The sequence below is a fragment of the Massilia sp. LjRoot122 genome (genome assembly GCF_964252725.1).
Lineage (GTDB): Bacteria > Pseudomonadota > Gammaproteobacteria > Burkholderiales > Burkholderiaceae_D > Telluria.
Genome location: NZ_CAXUPB020000001.1, coordinates 355676 through 377501, shown reverse-complemented (window position 1 = coordinate 377501; position 21826 = coordinate 355676). Strand labels below are relative to the sequence as shown.

23 protein-coding genes are annotated in these 21826 nt (G+C 65.3%); 13 read left to right on the top strand and 10 right to left on the bottom strand.

Annotated features, from left to right (window positions below):
* Positions 1 to 16: 16 nt before the first annotated feature.
* The gene (gene mnmA, locus ACSQ25_RS01675; RefSeq protein ID WP_436103978.1) at positions 17 to 1129 is read left to right on the top strand and encodes a tRNA 2-thiouridine(34) synthase MnmA; all 1113 of its coding nucleotides are present in this window, start codon (positions 17 to 19) and stop codon (positions 1127 to 1129) included.
* 301 nt (positions 1130 to 1430) lie between these two features.
* Positions 1431 to 2126, top strand: a complete 696-nt coding sequence (locus tag ACSQ25_RS01670; protein WP_436103977.1) for a GAF domain-containing protein — start codon at positions 1431 to 1433, stop codon at positions 2124 to 2126.
* Between the two features lie 12 nt (positions 2127 to 2138).
* On the opposite strand, the gene ACSQ25_RS01665 is transcribed toward ACSQ25_RS01670, so the two are convergent.
* From ACSQ25_RS01665 to ACSQ25_RS01655, 3 genes are read right to left on the bottom strand one after another with little or no spacing between them, the layout of a single operon-like run.
* Positions 2139 to 2537 carry a response regulator gene (locus ACSQ25_RS01665; protein ID WP_436103976.1) on the bottom strand — a complete coding sequence of 133 codons (399 nt, stop codon included), beginning with the start codon at positions 2535 to 2537 and terminating at the stop codon, positions 2139 to 2141.
* Positions 2538 to 2549: 12 nt separating this feature from the next.
* Complete coding sequence (locus tag ACSQ25_RS01660) at positions 2550 to 3335, bottom strand: 5'-3' exonuclease (RefSeq protein ID WP_436103975.1); 786 nt, start codon at positions 3333 to 3335, stop codon at positions 2550 to 2552.
* 56 nt (positions 3336 to 3391) lie between these two features.
* Positions 3392 to 4060 (bottom strand): glutathione S-transferase, encoded by a 669-nt coding sequence (locus ACSQ25_RS01655; protein WP_436103974.1) that lies wholly within the window; start codon positions 4058 to 4060, stop codon positions 3392 to 3394.
* An 84-nt stretch (positions 4061 to 4144) separates the two neighbouring features.
* On the opposite strand from ACSQ25_RS01655, the gene ACSQ25_RS01650 reads away from it, so the two are divergent.
* Both ACSQ25_RS01650 and ACSQ25_RS01645 read left to right on the top strand, forming a co-directional pair.
* Positions 4145 to 4978 carry a DUF72 domain-containing protein gene (locus ACSQ25_RS01650; protein WP_436103973.1) on the top strand — a complete coding sequence of 278 codons (834 nt, stop codon included), beginning with the start codon at positions 4145 to 4147 and terminating at the stop codon, positions 4976 to 4978.
* A 40-nt stretch (positions 4979 to 5018) separates the two neighbouring features.
* Positions 5019 to 5393, top strand: coding sequence for a hypothetical protein (locus ACSQ25_RS01645; RefSeq protein ID WP_436103972.1), 375 nt, complete (start codon positions 5019 to 5021; stop codon positions 5391 to 5393).
* A 1-nt stretch (position 5394) separates the two neighbouring features.
* Here ACSQ25_RS01645 and ACSQ25_RS01640 read toward each other — a convergent pair whose 3' ends face one another.
* From ACSQ25_RS01640 to ACSQ25_RS01630, 3 genes are read right to left on the bottom strand one after another with little or no spacing between them, the layout of a single operon-like run.
* Positions 5395 to 5658 carry a DUF6587 family protein gene (locus tag ACSQ25_RS01640; RefSeq protein ID WP_436103971.1) on the bottom strand — a complete coding sequence of 88 codons (264 nt, stop codon included), beginning with the start codon at positions 5656 to 5658 and terminating at the stop codon, positions 5395 to 5397.
* 2 nt (positions 5659 to 5660) lie between these two features.
* Positions 5661 to 7541 (bottom strand): ferrous iron transporter B, encoded by a 1881-nt coding sequence (gene feoB / locus ACSQ25_RS01635; protein WP_436103970.1) that lies wholly within the window; start codon positions 7539 to 7541, stop codon positions 5661 to 5663.
* 4 nt (positions 7542 to 7545) lie between these two features.
* The gene (locus ACSQ25_RS01630) at positions 7546 to 7803 is read right to left on the bottom strand and encodes a FeoA family protein (RefSeq protein WP_436103969.1); all 258 of its coding nucleotides are present in this window, start codon (positions 7801 to 7803) and stop codon (positions 7546 to 7548) included.
* 223 nt (positions 7804 to 8026) lie between these two features.
* Between ACSQ25_RS01630 and ACSQ25_RS01625 the strand changes: the two genes are divergently transcribed.
* Positions 8027 to 8236: a (2Fe-2S)-binding protein gene (locus ACSQ25_RS01625; RefSeq protein WP_258827121.1), complete on the top strand. Its 210-nt coding sequence runs from the start codon at positions 8027 to 8029 to the stop codon at positions 8234 to 8236.
* 217 nt (positions 8237 to 8453) lie between these two features.
* Positions 8454 to 8924: a bacterioferritin gene (bfr, locus tag ACSQ25_RS01620; RefSeq protein ID WP_436103968.1), complete on the top strand. Its 471-nt coding sequence runs from the start codon at positions 8454 to 8456 to the stop codon at positions 8922 to 8924.
* On the opposite strand, the gene ACSQ25_RS01615 is transcribed toward bfr, so the two are convergent.
* Together ACSQ25_RS01615 and ACSQ25_RS01610 are read right to left on the bottom strand one after the other, a co-directional pair.
* Positions 8914 to 9864, bottom strand: a complete 951-nt coding sequence (locus tag ACSQ25_RS01615; RefSeq protein ID WP_436103967.1) for a PfkB family carbohydrate kinase — start codon at positions 9862 to 9864, stop codon at positions 8914 to 8916. The two genes, bfr and ACSQ25_RS01615, sit on opposite strands and share 11 nt — an antisense overlap.
* Positions 9861 to 10475 (bottom strand): glutathione S-transferase N-terminal domain-containing protein, encoded by a 615-nt coding sequence (locus ACSQ25_RS01610; protein WP_436103966.1) that lies wholly within the window; start codon positions 10473 to 10475, stop codon positions 9861 to 9863. Before ACSQ25_RS01610 ends, ACSQ25_RS01615 begins: the two co-directional genes overlap by 4 nt.
* Before the next feature lie 157 nt (positions 10476 to 10632).
* Here ACSQ25_RS01610 and purB point away from each other — a divergent pair, with 157 nt between their 5' ends.
* On the top strand, positions 10633 to 12024 hold the full coding sequence (gene purB, locus ACSQ25_RS01605) for an adenylosuccinate lyase (protein WP_436103965.1): 1392 nt from the start codon (positions 10633 to 10635) through the stop codon (positions 12022 to 12024).
* 37 nt (positions 12025 to 12061) lie between these two features.
* On the opposite strand, the gene ACSQ25_RS01600 is transcribed toward purB, so the two are convergent.
* Positions 12062 to 13927, bottom strand: coding sequence for a TonB-dependent receptor plug domain-containing protein (locus tag ACSQ25_RS01600; RefSeq protein WP_436103964.1), 1866 nt, complete (start codon positions 13925 to 13927; stop codon positions 12062 to 12064).
* A 308-nt stretch (positions 13928 to 14235) separates the two neighbouring features.
* Between ACSQ25_RS01600 and ACSQ25_RS01595 the strand changes: the two genes are divergently transcribed.
* From ACSQ25_RS01595 to ACSQ25_RS01585, 3 genes are read left to right on the top strand one after another with little or no spacing between them, the layout of a single operon-like run.
* Complete coding sequence (locus ACSQ25_RS01595) at positions 14236 to 14784, top strand: cytochrome b (RefSeq protein WP_436103963.1); 549 nt, start codon at positions 14236 to 14238, stop codon at positions 14782 to 14784.
* The gene (locus ACSQ25_RS01590) at positions 14781 to 15332 is read left to right on the top strand and encodes a YceI family protein (RefSeq protein WP_436103962.1); all 552 of its coding nucleotides are present in this window, start codon (positions 14781 to 14783) and stop codon (positions 15330 to 15332) included. The genes ACSQ25_RS01595 and ACSQ25_RS01590 overlap by 4 nt, the downstream gene beginning before the upstream one ends.
* A 45-nt stretch (positions 15333 to 15377) precedes the next feature.
* On the top strand, positions 15378 to 15953 hold the full coding sequence (locus ACSQ25_RS01585; RefSeq protein ID WP_436103961.1) for a YceI family protein: 576 nt from the start codon (positions 15378 to 15380) through the stop codon (positions 15951 to 15953).
* A 73-nt stretch (positions 15954 to 16026) separates the two neighbouring features.
* On the opposite strand, the gene ACSQ25_RS01580 is transcribed toward ACSQ25_RS01585, so the two are convergent.
* Positions 16027 to 17544, bottom strand: coding sequence for a hypothetical protein (locus ACSQ25_RS01580; protein ID WP_436103960.1), 1518 nt, complete (start codon positions 17542 to 17544; stop codon positions 16027 to 16029).
* Positions 17545 to 17827: 283 nt separating this feature from the next.
* Between ACSQ25_RS01580 and ACSQ25_RS01575 the strand changes: the two genes are divergently transcribed.
* From ACSQ25_RS01575 to ACSQ25_RS01565, 3 genes are all read left to right on the top strand, one after another.
* Positions 17828 to 18097: a GlsB/YeaQ/YmgE family stress response membrane protein gene (locus ACSQ25_RS01575; protein ID WP_436103959.1), complete on the top strand. Its 270-nt coding sequence runs from the start codon at positions 17828 to 17830 to the stop codon at positions 18095 to 18097.
* Positions 18098 to 18167: 70 nt separating this feature from the next.
* Positions 18168 to 19445, top strand: a complete 1278-nt coding sequence (gene cls, locus ACSQ25_RS01570; RefSeq protein ID WP_436103958.1) for a cardiolipin synthase — start codon at positions 18168 to 18170, stop codon at positions 19443 to 19445.
* Positions 19446 to 19577: 132 nt separating this feature from the next.
* Positions 19578 to 21743: a S46 family peptidase gene (locus tag ACSQ25_RS01565; RefSeq protein WP_436103957.1), complete on the top strand. Its 2166-nt coding sequence runs from the start codon at positions 19578 to 19580 to the stop codon at positions 21741 to 21743.
* Positions 21744 to 21826 lie beyond the last annotated feature (83 nt).

Here is a 21826-nt window from a genome sequence, read left to right as displayed (position 1 = left end):
AAGAACGGAAACAGAAATGAGCAAGAAAAAAGTCGTGATCGGGATGTCGGGCGGCGTCGACTCCTCCGTCGCGGCGTGGATGCTGAAGGAACAGGGCTACGAGGTGATCGGCCTGTTCATGAAGAACTGGGAAGACGACGACGACTCGGAATACTGCTCGACGCGCCAGGACTGGATCGACGCGGCCAGCGTGGCCGACGTGGTCGGCGTCGACATCGAGGCGGTCAATTTCGCCGCCGAATACAAGGACCGCGTGTTCGCGGAATTCCTGCGCGAGTACCAGGCCGGCCGCACGCCGAACCCGGACGTGCTGTGCAACGCCGAGATCAAGTTCAAGGCCTTCCTCGACCATGCGATGAAGCTGGGCGCCGACCTGATCGCGACCGGCCACTATGCGCGCGTGCGCGAGAACGCGGGCCGCTTCGAGCTGTTGAAGGCCTTCGATCACACCAAGGACCAGAGCTACTTCCTGCACCGCCTGAACCAGGCCCAGCTCTCGAAGTCGCTGTTCCCGCTGGGCGAGATCCCGAAGACCGAGGTGCGCAAGATCGCCGAGCGCCTGGGCCTGCCCAACGCCCAGAAAAAGGACTCGACCGGCATCTGCTTCATCGGCGAGCGCCCCTTCCGCGAATTCCTGAACCGCTACCTGTCGCACAAGCCGGGTCCGATGAAGCTCGATACCGGCGAAACCGTGGGCGAGCACATCGGCCTGTCCTTCTACACGCTGGGCCAGCGCAAGGGCATCGGGATCGGCGGCCTGAAGTCGCGCAAGAACGCGGACGGCATCAGCGAGCCGTGGTTCGTGGCGCGCAAGGACGTGGCCACCAACACGCTCTACATCGTGCAGGGCCACGACCATCCGTGGCTGCTGTCGCCGAGCCTGGAAGCCGGCCAGGCCAGCTGGACTGCGGGCGAGCCCCCAAGCGCGCCTGGCGAAGGCCGGGTACTGTCGGCCAAGACCCGCTACCGCCAGGCCGACGTGGCCTGCACCGTGCGCGCCGACGGGATGGAGCGCTTCACGCTCGATTTCGTGGAGCCGCAGTGGGCGGTGACGCCGGGTCAGTCGGCCGTGCTGTATGACGGCGACGTCTGCCTGGGTGGCGGGATCATCGACACCAGCGCTGCCTGAGGCAGCCGCCGGCGCCATCGGGCGTCCATGGTAGTAAGCCTGCGCCTCGTCGCAGCCCGCCGCGCGCAGCAGCTGCGCCGCTTCCTCCGTCTCCACGCCTTCCGCCACCAACCGGTGGCCGAGGTCGTGCGACAGCTTGATGATTCATGCGGCAGCCGTATTATCGAAAGTGACGATTATGCGGGCATATTCAGGCTATGCAATGCTTGCGGCCAATAGTTTATGCGAGTTTCGCGCATTTTCGTCAAATATTGCCGGGATTCGGGTAGAATAAATATATCTACTACAAATCACCAAAAATATGAGCGAGGACGATCCGATCCTGACGACGCGGGAAGCAGCGGACATGCTGGGCGTTGCCGTCAGCACCACGCAGCTCTGGATGGAGAGCGGCGCACTGCCGGCCTGGAAGACGCCCGGCGGGCACCGGCGCGTGCGCCTGAGCGCGGTGCGCCAGCTGCAGGCGCGGCAGGATCGGGGCGCGGCCCAGGCAGGGTCCGACGGCGCAGCCGCCGCAGCCGTCCCGCTTGTGCCGGCCGCGCGGGCCTTCGAGGCGCTCTCCACCCACCCACTGCTCGATACGCCGCCCGAGGAAGTGTTCGACCGCCTGGTGCGGCTGGCCGCGCAGGTGACGGACTGCCCGATGGCGCTGCTCACGGTGCTGGCGGGACAGCGTCAGTGGTTCAAGGCGCGCGTCGGCCTCGAGTTGCGGGAGACGCCGCGCGAGTGGGCGTTCTGCAACCAGGCGCTGGCCACCGGCGAAGCCTTCATGGTGGGCGACGCCGCCAACGATGCGCGTTTCGCCGCCAATCCGCTGGTGACCCGGGCGCCGCACGTGCGCTTCTATGCCGGGGTGCCGCTGGAAGATGCGCAGGGGCGCCGCTTCGGCACCCTGTGCGTGCTGGACCGCGAGCCGCGCCGTCTGCGCGAGCGCGAATTGCACGCCCTGTGCGCACTGGCGGCGATCGCGTCGGACGAGCTCAAACGGCGCGGCTGAGCGCCGGCCCGGCTATTCCGCGCTGCCCGCGGCCGCCTGTTGCTTGCGGACGACCGCGATCACGGTATTGCGGATCGTCTTGAGCACGGCATCGGCCTTGAAGGGCTTGACGATGAAGCCGTGTACGCCGCGCCCCAGCGCATCCTGGATGGCGGCGGCATCGAGCGTGCCCGACACCATGAAGATCATCGCCTTCGGCAGCCGGGCGCGCAGTTCCTCGACGATGCGGCTGCCGTCCTCGACCTGCTCGCGCGCGATGCAGACGATCTGCGGACGGTGCTTCATCGCCAGGCCGTAGCCGAGCGTGCCGGTGTGCGTCTGCGCGACGACGTCGTAGCCGCCGTCGAGCAGCACGGTGTTGAGCAGGCCGCGCGCGATGGCGCTGCCGTCCACGATCACTGCCTTCAGCATCGCCTCTTCCCTTCAGTGTGATTCATAGGCCAGCATGTTCCAGGTCACGCCCAGCCGCACGTCCAGCTTGAGCTCGACCAGCCGGCGCGATATCGCGAGTATCTCCCGCTCGGCGCGCAGCCTTTCGCCCAGCGGGGTCTTGAGGATGCCGGCCCCGGCGACCACGGCGTCCAGGCTGCCGTAGGCATTGAGCAGGCGCGCCGCGGTCTTCATGCCGAACTTCGAGACGCCCGGCACGCCGTCGGTCGGGTCGCCCATCAGGGCCAGCAGGTCGTGCAGCAGTTCCGGTGCCACGCCGAAGCGCTGGCGCACCCAGGCGTCGTCATGCCATTCGTTCTTGAAGTGGTCCCACACCAGCGCCCCGTGCGCGATCAGGATGTGCAGGTCCTTGTCGGTGGTCGCCACGATGGCCTCGCCCCGCCCTTCCTGCAGCCAGCGCATGACGCCGGTCGCGATCACGTCGTCGGCCTCGACCTCGGGCAGCGCCAGCACGTGCAGGCCGGCCTGGCGCAGGCGTTCGTGGAAGTCCGGCAGGGCCTCGCGCAGCGGCGCGGGCATGGCGGCGCGTCCCTCGCGGTAGCGCGGGTAGAGGGTGTGGCGCCAGTTCGGACCGCCGTAATCGAAGGCCGCCAGCACGTGGGTGGGCGCATGCGCTTCCAGCACGTTGCGGAAGGACGAAAACGCATGGCGCAGCGCGATGCTGGCCTTCAGGTCGGAATCCGGTTCGGGGCTGGCTTCGTAGACGCGGCGCACGATGTTCAGGCCATCGATCGCGAGCAGCTTTCCCTGTTTGCTCATGGTGGTGGTTCGGTTGATGCGGCGCCGCCATGATAAACCGGACGGGCCGACCCGTACTATGCGTAATCGTATTTTCCGCCGCGCTCCAGCGCGCGCTGGTAGGCCGGACGCGCGTGGATCGTCTGGAGGAAGGCGGCCAGCTTCGGGTACTGGCTGCCGAGCCCGCCGCGCGAGGCGGCCGCTTCCAGCGCAAAGCTCATCTGGATGTCGGCGGCGCTGAACTCCTCGCCGGCGAACCAGCTTGATTTGCCCAACTCGCTCTCCAGGAAATCGAGCTGGCTGCGGATGTTGGGCATGATGAAGCCGGCCTTGACCTTGCGCGCGATCGCGCGCGCGATCGGTTTCGCGAAGAAGGGCATCGGGCCGTTCTCGACCTTGTCGAACACCAGCTTCATCAAGAGCGGCGACATGGCCGAGCCTTCGGCGAAGTGCAGGAAGTAGGTGTAGCGCAGGCGTTCCGGGGTGCCGGCGGCGGGCACCAGGCGCCCGTTGCCGTAGCGGCCGGTGAGGTATTCGACGATCGCGCCGGACTCCGCCACCACGGTGTCGCCGTCGGTGATCACCGGCGACTTGCCGAGCGGGTGCACCGCCTTCAGTTCCGGCGGCGCCAGCATGGTCTTGGGGTCGCGCTGGTACTTCTTGATCTCGTATTCCAGCCCGAGCTCTTCGAGCAGCCACAGGATGCGCTGCGAGCGCGAATTGTTCAGGTGGTGGACGACGATCATGGGCTGCTTCCGTGGAGTTTCGCGAGGCTGCCAGCTTAGCATGCTGTGCGCCTGCCGACGGACCCGCCGGCGTATCCTTGCACCATGAGCGGATCGGTCTACATCGGCATTTCCGGCTGGCGCTACCTGCCCTGGCGCGGCGTGTTCTATCCAAAGGGACTGGCCCAGCACCGCGAGCTCGCATACGCGGCAAGCCAGCTGCCCAGCATCGAGATCAACGGCTCCTTCTATTCGCTGCAGCGGCCGGAAAGCTACGCCGCCTGGCATGCGGCGACGCCGCCCGGCTTCGTGTTCGCGCTCAAGGGCAACCGCTTCCTGACCCACATGCTCAAGCTGAAGGACATCGAAGGCCCGCTGGCCAATGTGCTGGCCTCGGGCGTGTTCGAGCTGCGCGAGAAGCTCGGCCCCTTCCTGTGGCAGTTCCCACCGGTGGTGAAGTTCGACCCCCAGCGCTTCGAGCACTTCCTGTCGCTGCTGCCCCAGGACACCGATAGCGCCCGCGAACTCGCGCTGCAGTACCAGCCGCGCATGGAAGGCCGGGTCTCGCTCGAAGCCGGGCCGAAGCGGCCGATGCGCCACGCGGTGGAGATCCGCAACGAGAGCTTCCTGGATCCTGCCTTCATCGCCATGCTGCGCCGCTACAACGTCGCCCTGGTGGTGGCCGACACCGCCGGCAGGTGGCCGCTGTGCGAAGACGTGACCGCGGACTTTGTCTACATCCGGCTGCACGGCGACAAGGAACTGTATGCGAGCGGTTATGAAGACGCGGCCATCGCAGCCTGGGCCGCGCGCATCCATGCCTGGCGCAAGGAACGCGACGTCTACTGCTACTTCGACAACGACATCAAGGTGCATGCGCCCTATGACGCGCAGCGGCTGATCGCAGCAGTGGATGCCTTGGCGGCGCAAGCGGACTAGAATGGACGTCCACCCACGCAGTGAACGACCAGGAGGCTATATGAAATTGCTTCGCGTCAGTACCGCTGTTCTCGCCCTGCTGTTCTCTTCCACCGCCCTAGCCACCGACCCGGCGCCCTTGCCGGCCGCCGGCGGCATGCTCGTCAATAGTGCCGGCATGACGATCTACACCTACGACAAGGACGTACCGAACAGCGGCAAGAGCAGCTGCGTCGCGACCTGCGCCAAGAACTGGCCGCCGGTCATGGCCGAAGGCACGCCGCCGGCGCCCTACTCGGTCGTCACGCGCGAGGATGGCGGCAAGCAGCTGGCCCACAAGGGCAAGCCCCTGTACACCTTCGTGAAAGACAAGAAAGCGGGAGACAAGACCGGCGACGGCGTCGGCGGGGTCTGGCACACCGTCGCGGGGGATTAACTTAACGCCGTTCGTGGATCTTGATGACCCTGCCGCTGCCCTTGCCGGGCGGCGGCGCGGGCTCGGACGGCCCACAGGTATTGCAGCTGTTGCAGCCGCTGCCGCAGCTGGCCGAGGTGTCGAGCCACTTCACCAGCGTCGATTGCTTTCCGCCCTGCGACAGGCGGTGCACGATGGCGCGGCGCCAGCTGTCGGGCAGGTACTTCGCGCCGACGTAGAGCACGGCCAGCGCGACGATGATTCCGGCTACCAGCTCCTGCCACATGCTCAGCCCCCCGTGAAGTACAAGGTCACGCGGTAGACGATGAAGGCGGCCACGTAGGCCAGGCCGAACATGTAGCCGGCCATGATCCAGGCGTAGCGGCGGTTGCCGGTCTCGCGCGCCACCGTGGCCAGGGTCGGCAGGCAGTGCGGCGCATACACGTACCAGGTGAGCAGCGACAGGCCGGTGGCCAGCGACCAGGATTGCGCGATCAGCGGCGCCAGGGTGTTGCCGACTTCGTCGCCGCCCGACAGCGCATACACCTGGCCCAGGGCGCCGACCGCCACTTCGCGCGCGGCCATGCCCGGCACCAGGGCGATCGCGATCTCCCAGCCGAAGCCGATCGGGGCCAGCAGAAATTCCAGGGCGCGGCCGATCATGCCGGCCACGCTGTAGTACACCGGCGGATGGGTCGCGCCTTCCGGTGCGCCCGGGAAGCTCGACAGCACCCACAGCAGGATCATCATGGTGAGGATCAGGGTACCGACCCGCTTCAGGAAGATCTTGGCGCGTTCCCACAGGCCCATGGCCAGGGCGCGCGGCTGCGGCCAGTGGTAGGCCGGCAGTTCCATCATGAGGGCGTGCTGCTTGTAGTCGCTGCGGCGCTTCATGAACCAGGCCACCGCCATCGCGCTCAGGATGCCGGCCATGTACAGCACGAACAGCACCAGGCCCTGCAGGTTCATCAGGCCGGCGACCTCGCGGTCCGGGATGAAGGCGGCGATCAGGAGCGCGTACACCGGCAGGCGCGCCGAGCAGGTCATGAGCGGCGCGATCATGATCGTCACCAGGCGGTCGCGCGGGTTCTGGATGGTGCGCGCGGCCATGATGCCGGGGATCGCGCAGGCGAAGGAGGACAGCAGCGGCAGGAAGGCGCGGCCCGACAGGCCCACGCTGCCCATGATGCGGTCGAGCAGGAAGGCGGCGCGCGGCAGGTAGCCCACGTCTTCCAGCAGCAGGATGAAGAAGAACAGGATCAGGATCTGCGGCAGGAACACCAGCACGCTGCCGACGCCGGCGATGATGCCGTCCACGATCAGGCTGTGCAGCACGCCTTCGCCCAGCAGCAGGCCGACCTGCTCGCCGAGGGCGCCGACGCCCGCCTCGATCAGGTCCATCGGGGTGCCGGCCCAGCTGAACACGGCCTGGAAGATCAGGAACATCAGCGCGGCCAGCAGCACCGGGCCGAGCACCGGGTGCAGCACCACGTTGTCGATCTTTTCGGTCAGGTTGCCGCGGTCGGCGCCGCTGGAGACGGCGAGGTCGAGGATGCGGCGCACTTCGCGCTGGGTTTCCTCGACCGGCACCGCGTCGATCGCCGAGAGCGGATTGGCTTTGACAGGGGCGTCGAAGGCCATGCGGTCGAGTTCAGCCAGCAGGCCTTGTTCGCCGCCGGCCTGGATGGCGACGGTTTCGACCACCGGCATGCCCAGCGCCGCCGACAGCTTGGCGGTATCGATGGCGATGCCGCGCTTGCGCGCGACGTCGACCATGTTCAACACGAGCACCATCGGCAGGCCGAGGCGCTTGAGCTCCAGCACCATGCGCAGGTTCAGGCGCAAATTTGTCGCGTTTACCACGCACAGGATGGCGTCGGGCGCGGCTTCGCCGGCACGCAGGCCGGCCACCACGTCGCGCGTGATGGCTTCGTCCGGGGTCTGGGCGCTCAGGCTGTAGGCGCCCGGCAAGTCGAGCACGCGGAAGGCGCGGCCGGCGGGCGACGTAAAGCTGCCTTCCTTGCGTTCGATGGTCACGCCGGCATAGTTCGCGACCTTCTGGCGCGAGCCGGTCAAACGGTTGAACAGTGCGGTCTTGCCGCAGTTGGGATTGCCGAGTAGTGCGACCAGGGGCGTACGCGACGCCACCTGTTGTTCCATGACTCCCATCCGCTTATTCCGGCTTGATCGACACGAGGGCCGCTTCGAAGCGGCGCAAGGCGAAGGTGGACTCGCCGACCTTGACCGCCAGCGGGCCGCCCAGCACGCGCTTGAGCACGCGGATGCGCTCGCCCGGTACGAAGCCGAGTTCCATCAGGCGGCGCTGGACGTCGCCGGCGCCCTGCTGCTCCGCCGGTGCAAGGTGGATCACAGTGGCGCTCTGGCCAGGCTGGAGGGCGTCGAGGGTGGTGAGGCTGGGAGCTAAGGTCATGGTCGCGTCCGGATAGTAGGACTACATATGTAGCGCTGATGAGACAGATATGTGCATGATAAACCTAAATGCGAATTATTTCTATTTGCAGGGTGATCATTCTCGCCTGAATTTGCGCGCACATCACAAAAATCAGTTGCAAACGCCGCCGAGTTTCAGCAGAATAGAACACGAATGAGATTGATTCTCATTCATGTGATGATAATGGCAAGGAGCCGCAACGATGATCGTCTGTGTTTGCAACAACATTTCTGACCGCGAAATCCGCCAGGCGGTCGACCTCGGCATCTCCTCGGTCGCCGAACTGCACAAGGAACTGGGCGTCGGCACCATGTGCGGTAAATGCGTCAGCTATGCACGCGAAGTTCTCAACGAACACCTGGACAGCAAGACCACGATCACCGAAGTGCGCCGCGTTCCCCAAGCGGCCTGAGGCAAAATCGGCTCTCTCCTGCCCCGCCATGTGCGGGGTTTTTTTTCGTAGTGAGAAGCGTTCTCGCGATGGAACGAGAACGCTTACTATTACGGCGCATTTCGATGATTTTCCCTGCTTTTGAGGCGGTTTTTTCGGGATTTTCGCCGGTTTTTAGCCGATTTCCGACAGCTTGTTTGCTATCATGGTGTCTATCCAACATCACCGAAAGCATTCCATGAAGGGCGATCCCAACATCATCCGTCTGCTCAACGCGCAGCTGACCAACGAACTCACCGCAGTCAACCAGTACTTCCTGCATGCGCGCATGTACCGCCACTGGGGCTTCGGCAAGCTGGCGAAGAAGGAATACGACGAATCGATCGGCGAGATGAAGCATGCCGACAAGCTGATCGACCGCATCCTGATGCTCGACGGCCTGCCGAACCTGCAGGCGCTGCACAAGCTGCTCATCGGTGAATCGACCCAGGAAATGCTGGAATGCGACCTGAAGCTCGAGCGCGCGGCCCAGGTGACGGTCAAGGAAGGCATCGCGGCGGCGGAAGCGGCGGCGGACTACGTGACCCGCGACCTGTTCCTGATGATCCTCGAGGATACCGAGGAGCATATCGAGTGGCTGGAGACGCAGCTGGACCTGATCGTGAAGGTCGGCATCCAGAACTACCTGCAGAGCCAGATCAGCGAGTAAACCGCGCCGGCTCTTCAGCCTGGCGCCACTTCCTCATCCACTGGTCATACAAGCCGAGATCCCGCGGCACCGCGCCCGGGATCGCGCAGATCGCTCCCGCGAACTCGTTGGCCCTGGCCAGCGACACATCGAGCGGCCAGCCCCGCATCTTCCCCAGCAGGAAAATCGCCGAGAAGGCATCGCCCGCGCCGACCGTGTCGATCACGAAGGGCGGCGCCGGGTTATCGCGGTGCATGAGCACGTTCCCGTCCGCGCTGAAGTAGACCGAGCCGCGGTGGCCCAGCGTGACGATCAGCGCATCGAGCGAGAACATCTGCAGCAGCGCCTGGCACGAGGCGCGCACCTCGTCGGCCGACATTGCCGGCGCATCCGCCTTGATCTGGAAATACCAGCCGAACAGGGCCTGCAGTTCTTCCTCGTTGACCTTGGCGATATTCGCTTCCTGCAGCGAGCGCGTGACGACGCGCTCGTCCACCTGGCCCTCGCGCAGGTTCAGGTCGAGGTAGCGCAGCGCCGCCGTGGTCCCGAGCAGGGACATCAGGGTGGCGCGCGAGCGCTCGTTGCGCTGGGCCAGGGTGCCGTAATAGAAGATGCCGGGCTGCGCCTGGTCGAGCGCTGCCCGGGCCTGGGTGCGGTCGATGAAATCGTAGGCCTGGTTCGGCAGGATCGTGAAGCGGTGGCCGCCGCGCGCGCCGCGTTCGACCAGCACGCGGCCGGTCTCCTCGATGGCGTCGAGCTGCAGCCCGGCTTCGCTCATCGCGAAGCGCTCGAATTCGGCGCGCACCGCCAGGCCAGGCTTGTCCTTGCCGATGCGGGTGATCATCAGCTGCGGCGCCATGAAGGCGGCCAGGTGGCGCGCCACGTTGAAGGGCGCGCCGCCGACCACCTGCTCGGTGCTGAAGTCGTCGACCAGCGCCTCGCCGAAGATGACGGTGCTCACGCGACTGGAGGCGCAGTGTCGCGGAACGAAGGACGTTCGGCGAGTTTATCGGCCAGGCGCGCCAGGTTCGGGTAATCGCCGCGCCAGCCGATCTCGGGGAAGCGCAGGGCCAGCCAGCCCAGTGCGCAACCGACGGCGACGTCGGCCAGCGTGTAGTGGATGCCCATGCACCAAGCCGAATCGCCCAGTTTGGCGGACATCTCGTGCAGGCCTGCGTGCATCTTGCCCAATTGACGTTCGATCCACTTCGCGCTCTGCAGCTCCGGCGCACGATCGCGCCGCTCGACGAAGACCAGGACGGCAGCCTCGATGACGCCGTCGGCCAGCGCTTCCCATAGCTTGACTTCGGCACGGTCACGGCCGTTCGGCGGCAGCAGCTTGCAGACCGGGGAGATGGTGTCGAGGTATTCGGCGATCACGCGCGAGTCGTACAGCGTGCTGCCGTCTTCCATGATCAGGCAGGGAACCTTGCCCAGCGGGTTGACTTCCTGGATGGTGGTTTCCGGACCCCAGACGTTTTCCTGTTCAAAACTGAAGTCGAGCTTCTTGTCCGCCATGACGACACGGACTTTGCGCACATAGGGACTGGTGAGGGAACCGATGAGTTTCATACATGCCCGGAGTAGAAGATTGGATGCCAGTATAGCATCGCCGTTTCGGCGCTTGTCTGCGCCAAAGTAGCGTCGCGGCCGGCCGGCGTGGCCGCGCGCGCAAAGCCGGGGAAGCCACCCGGTGGTAAAATCCGCGTTTTTGCACGGACCGCCCGCCATGACCTCTACCGTTCCCTCATCTGCCCAATCGGCTACCCTGTCGGCCCTGTCCCCGCTGGATGGCCGCTACGCGTCGAAAACCGACAAGCTGCGCCCGATCCTGTCGGAAGCGGGCTTCATGCACCACCGCGTGAAAGTCGAAATCGCCTGGCTGCAGGCGCTGTCGCAGGCCGGCTTCCCGGAGATCAAGCCGTTCTCCGCGGAAGCGAACGCTCACCTCGAACGCATGGCCGCGAACTTCGGCGATGCCGAGGCGGCGCGCATCAAGGAGATCGAGGCGGTCACCAACCATGACGTCAAGGCAGTGGAGTACTGGCTCAAGGAGCAGGTGAAGGACGTGCCGGAGCTGGTCGCGGCGAGCGAATTCATCCACTTCGGCTGCACCTCGGAAGACATCAACAACACCTCGCACGGCATGATGCTCAAGAGCGCGCGCGACGGCGTGCTGCTGCCGGCCCTGCAGAACATCATCGCCAAGCTGACCGAGATCGCCCACACCAATGCGGCGCTGCCGATGCTGTCGCGCACCCACGGCCAGACCGCCAGCCCGACCACCCTCGGCAAGGAATTCGCCAACGTGGTCGCGCGCCTGCAGCGCGCCGTGCAGCGCATCGCCTCGGTCGAGATCCTCGGCAAGATGAACGGCGCGGTCGGCAACTACAACGCCCACCTGTCGGCCTACCCGGGCTTCGACTGGCCGGCCTTCTCGAAGGAGGTCATCGAGAACCGCCTGGGACTGGTCTTCAATCCCTACACCATCCAGATCGAGCCGCACGACTACATGGCCGAGATGTTCGACGCCATCGCGCGCGCCAACACCATCCTGCTCGACCTGAACCGCGACATCTGGACCTACGTCTCGCTCGGCTACTTCAAGCAGAAGCTGCGCGCCGGCGAGATCGGCTCGTCGACCATGCCGCACAAGGTCAACCCGATCGACTTCGAGAACTCGGAGGGCAACCTGGGCCTGGCCAACGCGGTGCTGCGCCACATGGCCGAGAAGCTGCCGGTCTCGCGCATGCAGCGCGACCTGACCGATTCGACCGTGCTGCGCAACATCGGCGTCGGTTTCGGCTACGCGCTGCTGGCCTACGACAGCTGCCTGCGCGGCCTGAACAAGCTGGAAGTGAATGCGGCCCGTCTCGAAGCGGACCTGGACGCGAGCTGGGAAGTGCTGGCCGAGCCGGTGCAGACCGTGATGCGCCGCTACGGCATCGAGAACCCGTACGAGCAGCTGAAGGAACTCACCCGCGGCAAGGGCATCACCCGCGAAGCGCTGCAGGAGTTCATCGGCAAGCTGGCGGTGCCGCAGGAGGCCAAGGATCTTCTGATGCAGATGACGCCGGCGAACTACACCGGCCTGGCCGCGCAGCTGGCAAAAGCCATCTGATCGGCAGGGGGCCGGTCGCGGCCCCCTCCTCCTCCACCTACAAGCTCCACTCCAGCTTCACGCCCAGCCTGCGGTCGACTTCCGCCCGCGTCCCGGCCGCGCCGTACTCGGCGTGGCTGCCGTTCAGGTTCTGCCCCACCACCGACAATGCCAGATTGGGCGCCAGGCGCCAGCCGAAACGCGCGTCGAGCGCCCAGTAGGCGGGCACCGCGGGGTTCTCCAGCGCAGCCACTTTGCGCAGCGCCAGGTCCAGCTCGCGCCGGTCGTCGAAGCTGTACTGCGAGCGCAGCTGCAGCGTATGCTCCGGATCTTTCCCGGCAGTGCCGGGACTCACGCGGTCGGTGCTGCCCGGCTTCGTGTGCAGCCGTTCGCGCAGCGCCGTGAAGCCGGCCGACAGGCGCCAGGCGTCCGTCATCTGGTAGCTTCCCCACATCTCGATGCCGCTCGCCTTCCCTTCCATCAGGCTGTCGAAGGTGATGAAGGTCCGGGTCGGATCGACTTCCTGCGTGCGCAGGTGGTCGTACTGGTTATGGAACAGCGTGACGGTGGTCGACAGGCCGTCCATCGGCTGGCCGCGGTAGCCCACTTCGACCACGCGCGCCACTTCGGCCCGCACGCGCGGTCCGCCGCGCAGCAGATAGGGCGGGCGGCCGGGAATGAAGGCGTCCACGTCGAGCCGGGTCGGTGCGCGTACGGTGCGCGACAGCGCGCTCCACAGCGCGTGGCGCGGCGCCAGGCGCCAGGACAGGCGCGCGGTGGGCAGGAATTCGTTGCCGGTATAGTCGTTGCGCTCGATGCGGCCACCCAGGGTCAGGCTCAGGTCGGGCCTCAGTGCGATCTCGTCCTGGGCGAACAGGCTGGCCCAGGTCTGCTGTGTGTGCGCCGGCAGGAAGGCGATCACTTCGCTGTTCGCCACCTTGTCCCAGCTGTGGCGCAGGCTCGCTCCCCACACCAGGCTGTGGCGGCCCCAGGCCGGCAGCGTGTGCTGGACCTGCAGGTCGGCGATCTGCAGCGATTCGGTGAAGGTGGGCGGCACCTGGCGCCGTGTGTAGTCGAGATAGGCCTCCACTGACAGCTGCCCGCCGGCGGCCAGCGCATGTTCCCAGCGCGCGCTCAGGTTGGCGCCTTCGGTATCGATCTCGCCCAGGCGGAGCGCGGTGCCGCTGACCGATATCTCGCCCGGCTCGGGTTGTTCAAGCCGGCCGCGATACGCGTTGCCATTCACGCTGACACTGTCCGCCCCGCGCTTCCAGTCGGTCCGGAAGCCGAGCTGGGCCTGGCGCCAGGCATCGTTGACGCGTGCTCCCGCCTCCGTCTCGCTATGCGAGCGCTGCAGCACCTTGCCGTAGACGCGCCAGCTGGCCTCGCCGCTTTGCCCTCCCTGGCGGAATGCGGCATCGGCGCCATCGGTGGTCCCGCGCAGCACCGCCAGGCCGCCCTGGGTCGCCCCGGCCGGGCGCGTGGTAATGTTGATGACGCCGTTGACGGCGTTGACGCCCCAGAGGGTGCCGCCCGGACCGCTGATGACCTCGATGCGCTCGACGTCTTCCAGCATCAGGTCCTGCATGTCCCAGAACACGCCCGAGAACAGCGGCGCGTATACGGAGCGCCCGTCGATCATCACCAGCAGCTTGTTGGGGGCGCTGTTGCTGCTGCCGTTGAGGCCGCGTGCGCTGATCGCGTAGCCGAAGCTGGAGCGCTGCCCCACGTGCAGGTTGGGGGCGAGCCGCAGCGCTTCGGGCAGGCTGCGCGCCCCCGAGCGCCGGATATCTTCGCCGGTGATGACGAACACCGAGGCAGGCGCGTCGAGCAGGCGCTCCGGCTTCTTGGAAACGGACGTGATCTCGATGTTTGCCAGTTCTTCGATCGACAGGTCGGCCAGGCTGGCAGGTCGCCCGGACATGAGCTCTTCGGCAACAGCCGGCAGTGCCATCATCACGCCGAAGCAGCTTGCAATCAGACGCAGCGGGGGACGCAGGGAAAACAGAAAGGATGGTGCGCGCATAGCTTACTCCCCGGCATTAAAAGTATCCGCCAGCAATTAGTGATAACGGTGTTGTTTGCTGATTTTACATTCTGCTTGCTGCGCCTGGGCATGTTTTGCATTCCGTGCTAGTGTACTTAGCGGAAAAAATTACTCCCGGCAGCAGCGGGAAGTAAAGACTGGTATAGTTAGTTCTAACGCGTACAACTTTCCAAAATATAAATTTTATGTCCCGCTATACCATCCCGGCCATTGTTCTGCACTGGCTGATCGCGCTGCTGATCATCGGGACGTTCACGCTCGGCCTGGTCATGACCGATATCCCCGGCATCACGCCGGCCAAGCTGAAGTACTTCAACTGGCACAAGTGGGCCGGCGTCACCGTGCTCGCCCTGGCTGCCCTGCGCCTGCTGTGGCGCCTGTTCCGCCACCCGCCCGCCTACGCCGACCAGATGTCCGCCTGGCAGCGCGGCGCGGCCCATGGCCTGCACTGGCTGCTGTACGTCCTGATGTTCGCGGTGCCGCTGTCCGGCTACTTCTACAGCCTGTCGACCGGCTATCCGGTGGTCTGGTTCGGCGTGCTCGAACTGCCGGTCCTGATCGGTCCCGACCCCGCCCTGAAAGTGGTGCTGAAGGATGTCCACTACTGGCTCAACATGCTGCTCGCCGCGCTGGTCGGCGTGCACGTGGCGGCTGCGTTCAAGCACCTGCTCGTCGACCGCGACGGCGTGATGGCGCGCATGCTGCCTTTTTCCAAGCGTAAGGAGTTCTCATGAAGACAATCAAGGGCCTGCTGCTGGCCTCCCTGTTCGCCACTGCCTTCGCGGGTGCCGCGGTGCTGAAGACCGACCCTGCGAAAAGCAGTGTGACGGCCACCTTCAAGCAGATGGGCGTGCCGGTCGAGGCGAAGTTCAAGCAGTTCACGGCGCACATCGACTATGACGCCGCCAAGCCGGCCGCCTCGAAGGCGACGGTCGAGATTCAAACCGCCAGCCTCGACCTGGGCGATCCCGACTACAACAAGGAAGTCACCAAGAAGGAGTGGTTCAACACCGCCCAGTTCCCGAAGGCGAGCTTCGTGTCCTCGAGCATTGCCGCGGCCGGCGCGGGCAAGCTGAACGTCAGCGGCAAGCTGACCATCAAGGGCCGCAGCGCCGACGTGCGCTTCCCCCTGACCGTGAAAACGGAAGCGGGCAAACAGGTATTCGAGGGCCAGTTGCCGATCAAGCGGCTGGCCTTCAACATCGGCGAGGACGAGTGGAAAGACACGAGCATGGTCGCCGATGAAGTCGTCATCAAGTTCCGCGTCGCCGCGGCCCAGTAATCCACACGCAGCTCCACACTCAACACATCAGCAAGGAATAGTTCAATGAAAATCAAGCACCTGATCGCGGCCCTGGCCGCTTCGAGCACCCTCGGCGCCGGCTTCGCTTTCGCCGCCGACACCTACAAGATCGACCCGAACCACACCTACCCGAGCTTCGAGGCCGACCACATGGGCATCTCGGTCTGGCGCGGCAAGTTCAACAAGACCGAGGGCAGCGTCACCCTGGACCGCGCCGCCAAGACCGGCAGCATCGACATCGTGATCGACACCACCACCATCGATTTCGGCCACGAGGGCATGAACGCGCACGCCAAGAAGGCGGACATCTTCGATGTCGCCCAATTCCCGACCGCGACCTTCAAGGCCAAGTCGATCACCTTCACCGGCGACGTGCCCACCTCGGCCCAGGGCGAGCTGACCCTGCAAGGCGTGACCAAGCCGCTGGCCCTGACCATCAACAAGTTCAAGTGCATCGACCACCCGCGCCTGAAGCGCGAAGTGTGCGGCGCCGATGCCAGCGCCACGTTCAACCGCGGCGATTTCGGCGTCACCTTCGGCCTGCCGGCCTTCTCGCCGGAAGTGAAGCTGGCGATCCAGGTGGAAGCGGTCAAGCAGTAATCCCTTTCGCCAAAAGGAAAAGCCTCGGTGCCGTGAAGCACCGAGGCTTTTTTTACGCTAGCGAATCTGCTGCTTAGCGGCCGTCGCGGTCCGCATCACCCGGAATGGCGCGCTCGACCTTGTGCCATGCAGCGCGCGAGGCGTGCTTGGCCTGGTCCCAGCTCAGGCGCGAATTGCCCTTGGTGCGTTCCCATTCGCTCGACAGCTCGTTCTCGTGCATGTCGTAGCTGCCCGGATAGCGGCCGGCCGAGTTGTAGCCCAGCGCATAGGCTGGCTGATAGTCATCGTAGGTGTAACCCGGGGTGTAGTACGGCTGGGTCTGGTACTGGCCGCGCCAGTGGGCGTCTTCTTCCGCCGGGTTGACCATCTTGGCCACGCCCTTGCCGGCCATGCCGCCGACCGCCGCGCCGATGCCGGCACCCACCACCGCGCCGACCGGGCCGCCCACTGCGCCGCCGATCACCGAACCGCCTACCGCTGCACCTGCGCCGGCGCCGACGCCGGTGCCCAGGTGGTGGTCACGCAGTTCGTCGCCCGGTTTCGGGTTGACGACTTCGCCCGTACCCTGGCCGGCCGCGCCGCCTGCCAGGCCGCCGATGACCGCGCCCGCAGCGGTGCCGACCGGGCCCGCCACCGAACCAACCGCCGCGCCGACGGCTGCGCCGCCTGCACCGCCCACGCCCTGGGCCAGGTTATGGTCGTTCAGGTCGTCGCCCGCTTTCGGGTTCACGACTTCGCCCGCGCCACGGCCGGCCGCGCCGCCCGCCAGGCCGCCGACCACCGCACCGGCAGCCATGCCGATCGGGCCGGCCGCCGCACCCGCCATCGCGCCCACGGCCGCGCCGCTGCCGGCGCCGACGCCCTTGGCCAGATAGTGTTCCGACAGGTCGTCGCCCGCTTTCGGGTTGACGACTTCGCCGACGCCCTTGCCGGCCATGCCGCCGGTGACCGCACCGATGGCGGCGCCCGCCACGGTGCCGATCGGGCCGGCCGCCGAACCGATGCCTGCGCCAAGCGCCGCGCCGCCGAGCGCGCCGATGCCGGCGCCGATCACGTGGCTGCCGCCATTGTCGGTGAAGGATTGTTCGATATGACGGGCATCTTCGTCCGAACGGGCATTCACGCCCATCACGATGCCGCCGCGCTTGATGCCTTCTTCATAGTGTGCGGCGCGGTCTTCCGGAATGCCGGCACCGATCAGCGCGCCGATCAGGCCGCCGGTGAGGCCGCCGGCGCCGGCGCCGGCCAGTGCCGCTGCCAGCGGACCGGCCACCACCAGGCCGAGCCCCGGGAGTACGAGGGTGGTGCCGACAGCGGCGATGCCTGCCAGCACGGCGCCGATGGTGCCGCCGATGCCGGCGCCGATGCCGGCGCCTTCGGCGGCCTTGCTGCCCAGTTCAGTATCGGTGTCCTTGAAGTGCGTCTTGCGGGCTTCGTCCGACATCATCAGGTTGACGTCGTCCTTGGTGTAGCCACGGGTCGAGATCGAGGAATAGGCACGTTCTGCGCTGGCACGGTCGGGGAACAGGCCGGTGACCATGCGGGAATTCTTATTGGTGTTTTGGTTGTTATTCGAATCGTAGTTACTCATGGCGAATCCTTTCAGAAGGTTCAGGTGCTGGGTCCTGCAAACGGATAAACATTGCAAGTGTTGAAACCTTATTCCCCGCACCGGACCTCTTCTGTTCGCTGACGCACCCTACCCGTTTCTTTTCGCTCGACGGTTCGGAATGCCAGAACAGGCTTGGAGTTTCGCCGTCTAACGTTCGTTGCCGCACCGACCTGAAGGGGACTGGTCTCTAGACTTTTCTCCATGGCCACGGCAATTCAATCGGCCTGGGGGTATGTTTTCTTACACTTGAAGGAGGTACACCATGTTATTCATCATTTGGATCGTTGTCGGTGGCATTCTGGGCTGGCTCGCCAGCATGATCATGAAGACCGACGCAGAACAGGGCATGATTCTCAATGTCGTGGTTGGTATCGTTGGCGCCTTCCTGGGTGGCTGGCTCCTGTCGCCGCTGTTCGGCTCGGGCACCATCAACTCCGACGACTTCAGCGTCTCGTCGCTGCTGGTCTCCTTCCTGGGCGCTGTCATCCTGCTGGCCATCGTGAACCTGCTGCGTCGCGGCCGTGTTCGTTAATCAGCAGTGATGTGCTCTTCCTAAAAACCAACGCTTCATGCGTTGGTTTTTTTACGCCCGCATTCCCTTTATGTCACCCAAACGATTCTGGACCATCCTTGTCACGGCCGCCCTCACCCTGGTCGGAGGCGTGCTCGCGCTCAATTTCATGCCGAGCGAAAAGCAGATCGAGGCCCGCCTGGTCCGCCTGTACGATACCAACGACCCGCAGTTCCGCCGCTCGCTGGGCGTCCTGCTCGGCCCGCCCATTCTTGAAGGTAACAAGGTCGAGGCGCTGCTGAACGGCGACCAGATCTTTCCCTCCATGCTCGAAGCGATCCGCTCTGCCAAGAAAACGATCACCTTCGAAACCTATATCTACTGGTCGGAGTCGATCGGACGCGAATTCGCCGATGCCCTGATGGAACGCGCCCGCGCCGGAGTGAAAGTGCACGTGATGCTCGACTTCATGGGCAGCGTGAAAATGGACCTGGCCCAGATCGACGCGATGAAAGCGGCCGGCGTGCAGGTGCAGCGCTACCACAAGCCTGTTTGGTGGAAACTGGCGCGCCTGAACAACCGCACCCACCGCAAGCTCCTGGTGATCGACGGCAAGGTCGGCTACACCGGCGGGGTCGGCATCGCCGACCAGTGGCGCGGCAATGCCCAGGACGAAAAGCACTGGCGCGACACCCATTTCCGCATCGAAGGCCCGGTGGTGGGCCAGGTCCAGGCCGTGTTCAACGACAACTGGCTGAAAGCCACCGGCACCGTCCTCGACGGTCCCGATTATTTCCCGGCCCTGCAGCACGTGGGCGACATGCCGGCCCAGATGTTCTCCAGTTCGCCGACCGGCGGCAGCGAATCGATGCACCTGATGTACCTGATGGCGATCACCTCGGCGCGCAAGACCATCGACCTGGCGGCCGCTTATTTCGTGCCCGACGACCTGACCATCCGCACCCTGATCGAGGCGGCGAAGCGCGGCGTGCGCGTACGCATCCTGATGCCGGGCAAGATCATCGACTCGGACCTGGTAAAGGCGGCCTCGCGCGAGCGCTGGGGCGAACTGCTGGCCGCGGGCGTGAAGCTGGCCGAATACCAGCCCACGATGTACCACGTGAAGGCGCTGATCGTCGACAAGCTGCTGGTGTCGGTTGGCTCGACCAACTTCGACAACCGCTCCTTCAGCATCAACGACGAGGCCAACCTGAATGTCGTGCACGAAGGCTTCGCGCGCGAACAGAGCGCCATTTTCGAGGACGACTGGCGCCGCGCGAACCCGGTAACGAAGGTCGAATTCCGCGAGCGTTCATGGTGGGATCGCATCACGACGAGCATCAGCTCGCTCATCAGCGCCCAGTTGTAAACACATTCTTTTGAGAAAAAAAGTATCGCTTTGTCTGAACGAAATATTGGTTGACGATGCATATGTGGATTACGGATACTCTCGGATGCTCCGCGGAGCCCACGAGTTCCCATCCCAACCAGACAGACGCGAATGAAAAAGACCCTCCTCTCGCTCGCCATCCTCACCAGCTTCGCCGCACACGCGGACGAAGGCATGTGGATGCCGCAGCAGCTGCCACAAGTAGCCAAGCAACTGAAAGCCGCCGGCCTCAAGCTGGATCCGTCCACCCTGACCAAGCTGACCGAATTCCCGATGGGCGCGATCGTGAGCCTGGGCGGCTGCTCGGCCTCGTTCGTCTCGCCGCAGGGCCTGGTGGTCACCAACCACCACTGCGTGTACAACAGCGTGGCGGTCAACTCGACCCCGGAACGCGACCTGCTGGCCAACGGCTTCCTGGCCAAGACCTTCGCTGAAGAACTGCCGGCCGCCCCGGGCAGCCGCGTCTACGTGACCGAGGAAGTGGCGAACGTCAGCAGCCAGGTCATCACCCCGGAAGTCGCCAAGCTGAGCGGCAAGGCGCGCATCGACGCCATCGAGAAGAACCAGAAGAAACTGGTGGCCGAGTGCGAACAGTCGGCCGGCTACCGCTGCACCGTGGCCAGCTACTACGGCGGCCTGGAGTTCTACCGCCTGAAGCAGCTCGAGATCCGTGACGTGCGCCTGGTGCACGCACCGCCGGCCGGCGTCGGCAAGTTCGGCGGCGACACCGACAACTGGATGTGGCCGCGCCACACCGGCGACTACGGCTTCTACCGCGCCTACGTGAGCAAGGACGGCAAGGCCGCCGAGTTCTCGAAGGACAACGTGCCTTACCAGCCGAAGCACGTGCTGAAGGTCGCCGCCCCGAGCGCCAGCGCCAAGGAAGGCGACTTCGTGATGGTGCTGGGCTACCCGGGCCGCACCAACCGCCACCGCCTGCCGTCGGAAGTCGCCTCGACCTTCGACTGGAACTACCCGGCGTTTGTTGCGGCATCGGGCGAGACCCTGGCGATCATCGAGCGCGAGACCAAGACCGATCCGGCCGCCAAGCTGAAGTACGCCGGCCAGATCGCCAGCGTCAACAACTACTACAAGAACCGCAAGGGCATGCTGACCTCGTACGCGAACAGCGATTTCCTGCAGCGTAAGACGGCCGAGCACAATGCCCTGAAGGCATGGGTCAACGCCAACCCGGCCCGCAAGGCGCAGTACGCCGCCGACATCGAGCAGGCCGAGAAGCTGATCGCCGAGCGCGACGCCAACGCCAAGAAGGGCTTCTACCTGGGCTACGCGCAGCCGAAGTTCCTGTCCTCGGCACGTTCGCTGTACCGCCTGGCCAACGAGCGCACCAAGCCGGACGCCGAGCGCAAGTCGGGCTTCCAGGAACGCGACCTGCCGCGCTGGAACTCGGTCATCGCCGGCCAGGACCGCACCTACGACGAAAAGGTCGACAAGGCGCTGGTGCTGAACTTCCTGAGCAAGTACAACGCGCAGCCTGCCGCCGAGCATGACGCCGCCTTCGACGCCGCCCTGGGGCTGCGCGCCGGCATGAGCGAGGCCGAGCTGAAGGCCGCACTGGACCGCATCTACGCCGGCTCCAAGCTGGCCAACAAGGAAGAGCGCAGCGCGTGGCTGAAGAAGTCGCCGGCCGAATTCCAGGCTTCGAACGACAGCTTCATCAAGGCCGCCGTCGCCATGTACGACGCCGGCATGAAGGATGAAGCCAAGGAAGAGGAACTGGCAGGCAAGATCCAGCAAGCCTACGGCAACTACATGCGCGCCAAGATCGCCTACATGAACAGCCGCGGCCAGGCCGTCTACCCGGACGCCAACGGCACCCTGCGCGTCACCTTCGGCAAGGTCGCCGGCCGTGACGTCGGCGCCGACGGCACCGGTTCCTGGACCGCGTTCACGACCCCGAAAGGCATCGTGGCCAAGCACACCGGCGAAGGCGAGTTCAACGCACCGGCAGCCCAGCTGGCGGCGATCCAGTCCAAGGACTTCGGCAAGTACGTCGATCCGAAGCTGAAGACCGTGCCGGTCAACTACCTGGCGACGCTGGACATCACCGGCGGCAACTCGGGTTCGGCTGCGCTGAACTCGAAGGGCGAACTGATCGGCCTGGCCTTCGACGGCACCCTGGATTCGATCATCTCGGACTGGGACTTCAACAAGGCCATGACCCGCTCGATCCAGGTCGACAGCCGCTACATACTGTGGAACATGAAGCATGTGGACAAGGCCGACAACCTGCTGAAGGAAATGAACGTGCAATAAAGCGTCCTGCTGGCGCCTGCGGGCGCCACGCATGAGGAAGCCACGCCGCCGCAAGGCCGCGTGGCTTTTTTATTGGCGCGTGG

Bases quoted from the DNA above. Each gene is read 5' to 3' on its own strand.
- mnmA (WP_436103978.1), top strand. From the start codon at position 17: ATGAGCAAGAAAAAAGTCGTGATCGGGATGTCGGGCGGCGTCGACTCC.
- ACSQ25_RS01670 (WP_436103977.1), top strand. From the start codon at position 1,431: ATGAGCGAGGACGATCCGATCCTGACGACGCGGGAAGCAGCGGACATG.
- ACSQ25_RS01665 (WP_436103976.1), bottom strand. From the start codon at position 2,537: ATGCTGAAGGCAGTGATCGTGGACGGCAGCGCCATCGCGCGCGGCCTG.
- ACSQ25_RS01660 (WP_436103975.1), bottom strand. From the start codon at position 3,335: ATGAGCAAACAGGGAAAGCTGCTCGCGATCGATGGCCTGAACATCGTG.
- ACSQ25_RS01655 (WP_436103974.1), bottom strand. From the start codon at position 4,060: ATGATCGTCGTCCACCACCTGAACAATTCGCGCTCGCAGCGCATCCTG.
- ACSQ25_RS01650 (WP_436103973.1), top strand. From the start codon at position 4,145: ATGAGCGGATCGGTCTACATCGGCATTTCCGGCTGGCGCTACCTGCCC.
- ACSQ25_RS01645 (WP_436103972.1), top strand. From the start codon at position 5,019: ATGAAATTGCTTCGCGTCAGTACCGCTGTTCTCGCCCTGCTGTTCTCT.
- ACSQ25_RS01640 (WP_436103971.1), bottom strand. From the start codon at position 5,658: ATGTGGCAGGAGCTGGTAGCCGGAATCATCGTCGCGCTGGCCGTGCTC.
- feoB (WP_436103970.1), bottom strand. From the start codon at position 7,541: ATGGGAGTCATGGAACAACAGGTGGCGTCGCGTACGCCCCTGGTCGCA.
- ACSQ25_RS01630 (WP_436103969.1), bottom strand. From the start codon at position 7,803: ATGACCTTAGCTCCCAGCCTCACCACCCTCGACGCCCTCCAGCCTGGC.
- ACSQ25_RS01625 (WP_258827121.1), top strand. From the start codon at position 8,027: ATGATCGTCTGTGTTTGCAACAACATTTCTGACCGCGAAATCCGCCAG.
- bfr (WP_436103968.1), top strand. From the start codon at position 8,454: ATGAAGGGCGATCCCAACATCATCCGTCTGCTCAACGCGCAGCTGACC.
- ACSQ25_RS01610 (WP_436103966.1), bottom strand. From the start codon at position 10,475: ATGAAACTCATCGGTTCCCTCACCAGTCCCTATGTGCGCAAAGTCCGT.
- purB (WP_436103965.1), top strand. From the start codon at position 10,633: ATGACCTCTACCGTTCCCTCATCTGCCCAATCGGCTACCCTGTCGGCC.
- ACSQ25_RS01600 (WP_436103964.1), bottom strand. From the start codon at position 13,927: ATGTCCGGGCGACCTGCCAGCCTGGCCGACCTGTCGATCGAAGAACTG.
- ACSQ25_RS01595 (WP_436103963.1), top strand. From the start codon at position 14,236: ATGTCCCGCTATACCATCCCGGCCATTGTTCTGCACTGGCTGATCGCG.
- ACSQ25_RS01590 (WP_436103962.1), top strand. From the start codon at position 14,781: ATGAAGACAATCAAGGGCCTGCTGCTGGCCTCCCTGTTCGCCACTGCC.
- ACSQ25_RS01585 (WP_436103961.1), top strand. From the start codon at position 15,378: ATGAAAATCAAGCACCTGATCGCGGCCCTGGCCGCTTCGAGCACCCTC.
- ACSQ25_RS01580 (WP_436103960.1), bottom strand. From the start codon at position 17,544: ATGAGTAACTACGATTCGAATAACAACCAAAACACCAATAAGAATTCC.
- ACSQ25_RS01575 (WP_436103959.1), top strand. From the start codon at position 17,828: ATGTTATTCATCATTTGGATCGTTGTCGGTGGCATTCTGGGCTGGCTC.
- cls (WP_436103958.1), top strand. From the start codon at position 18,168: ATGTCACCCAAACGATTCTGGACCATCCTTGTCACGGCCGCCCTCACC.
- ACSQ25_RS01565 (WP_436103957.1), top strand. From the start codon at position 19,578: ATGAAAAAGACCCTCCTCTCGCTCGCCATCCTCACCAGCTTCGCCGCA.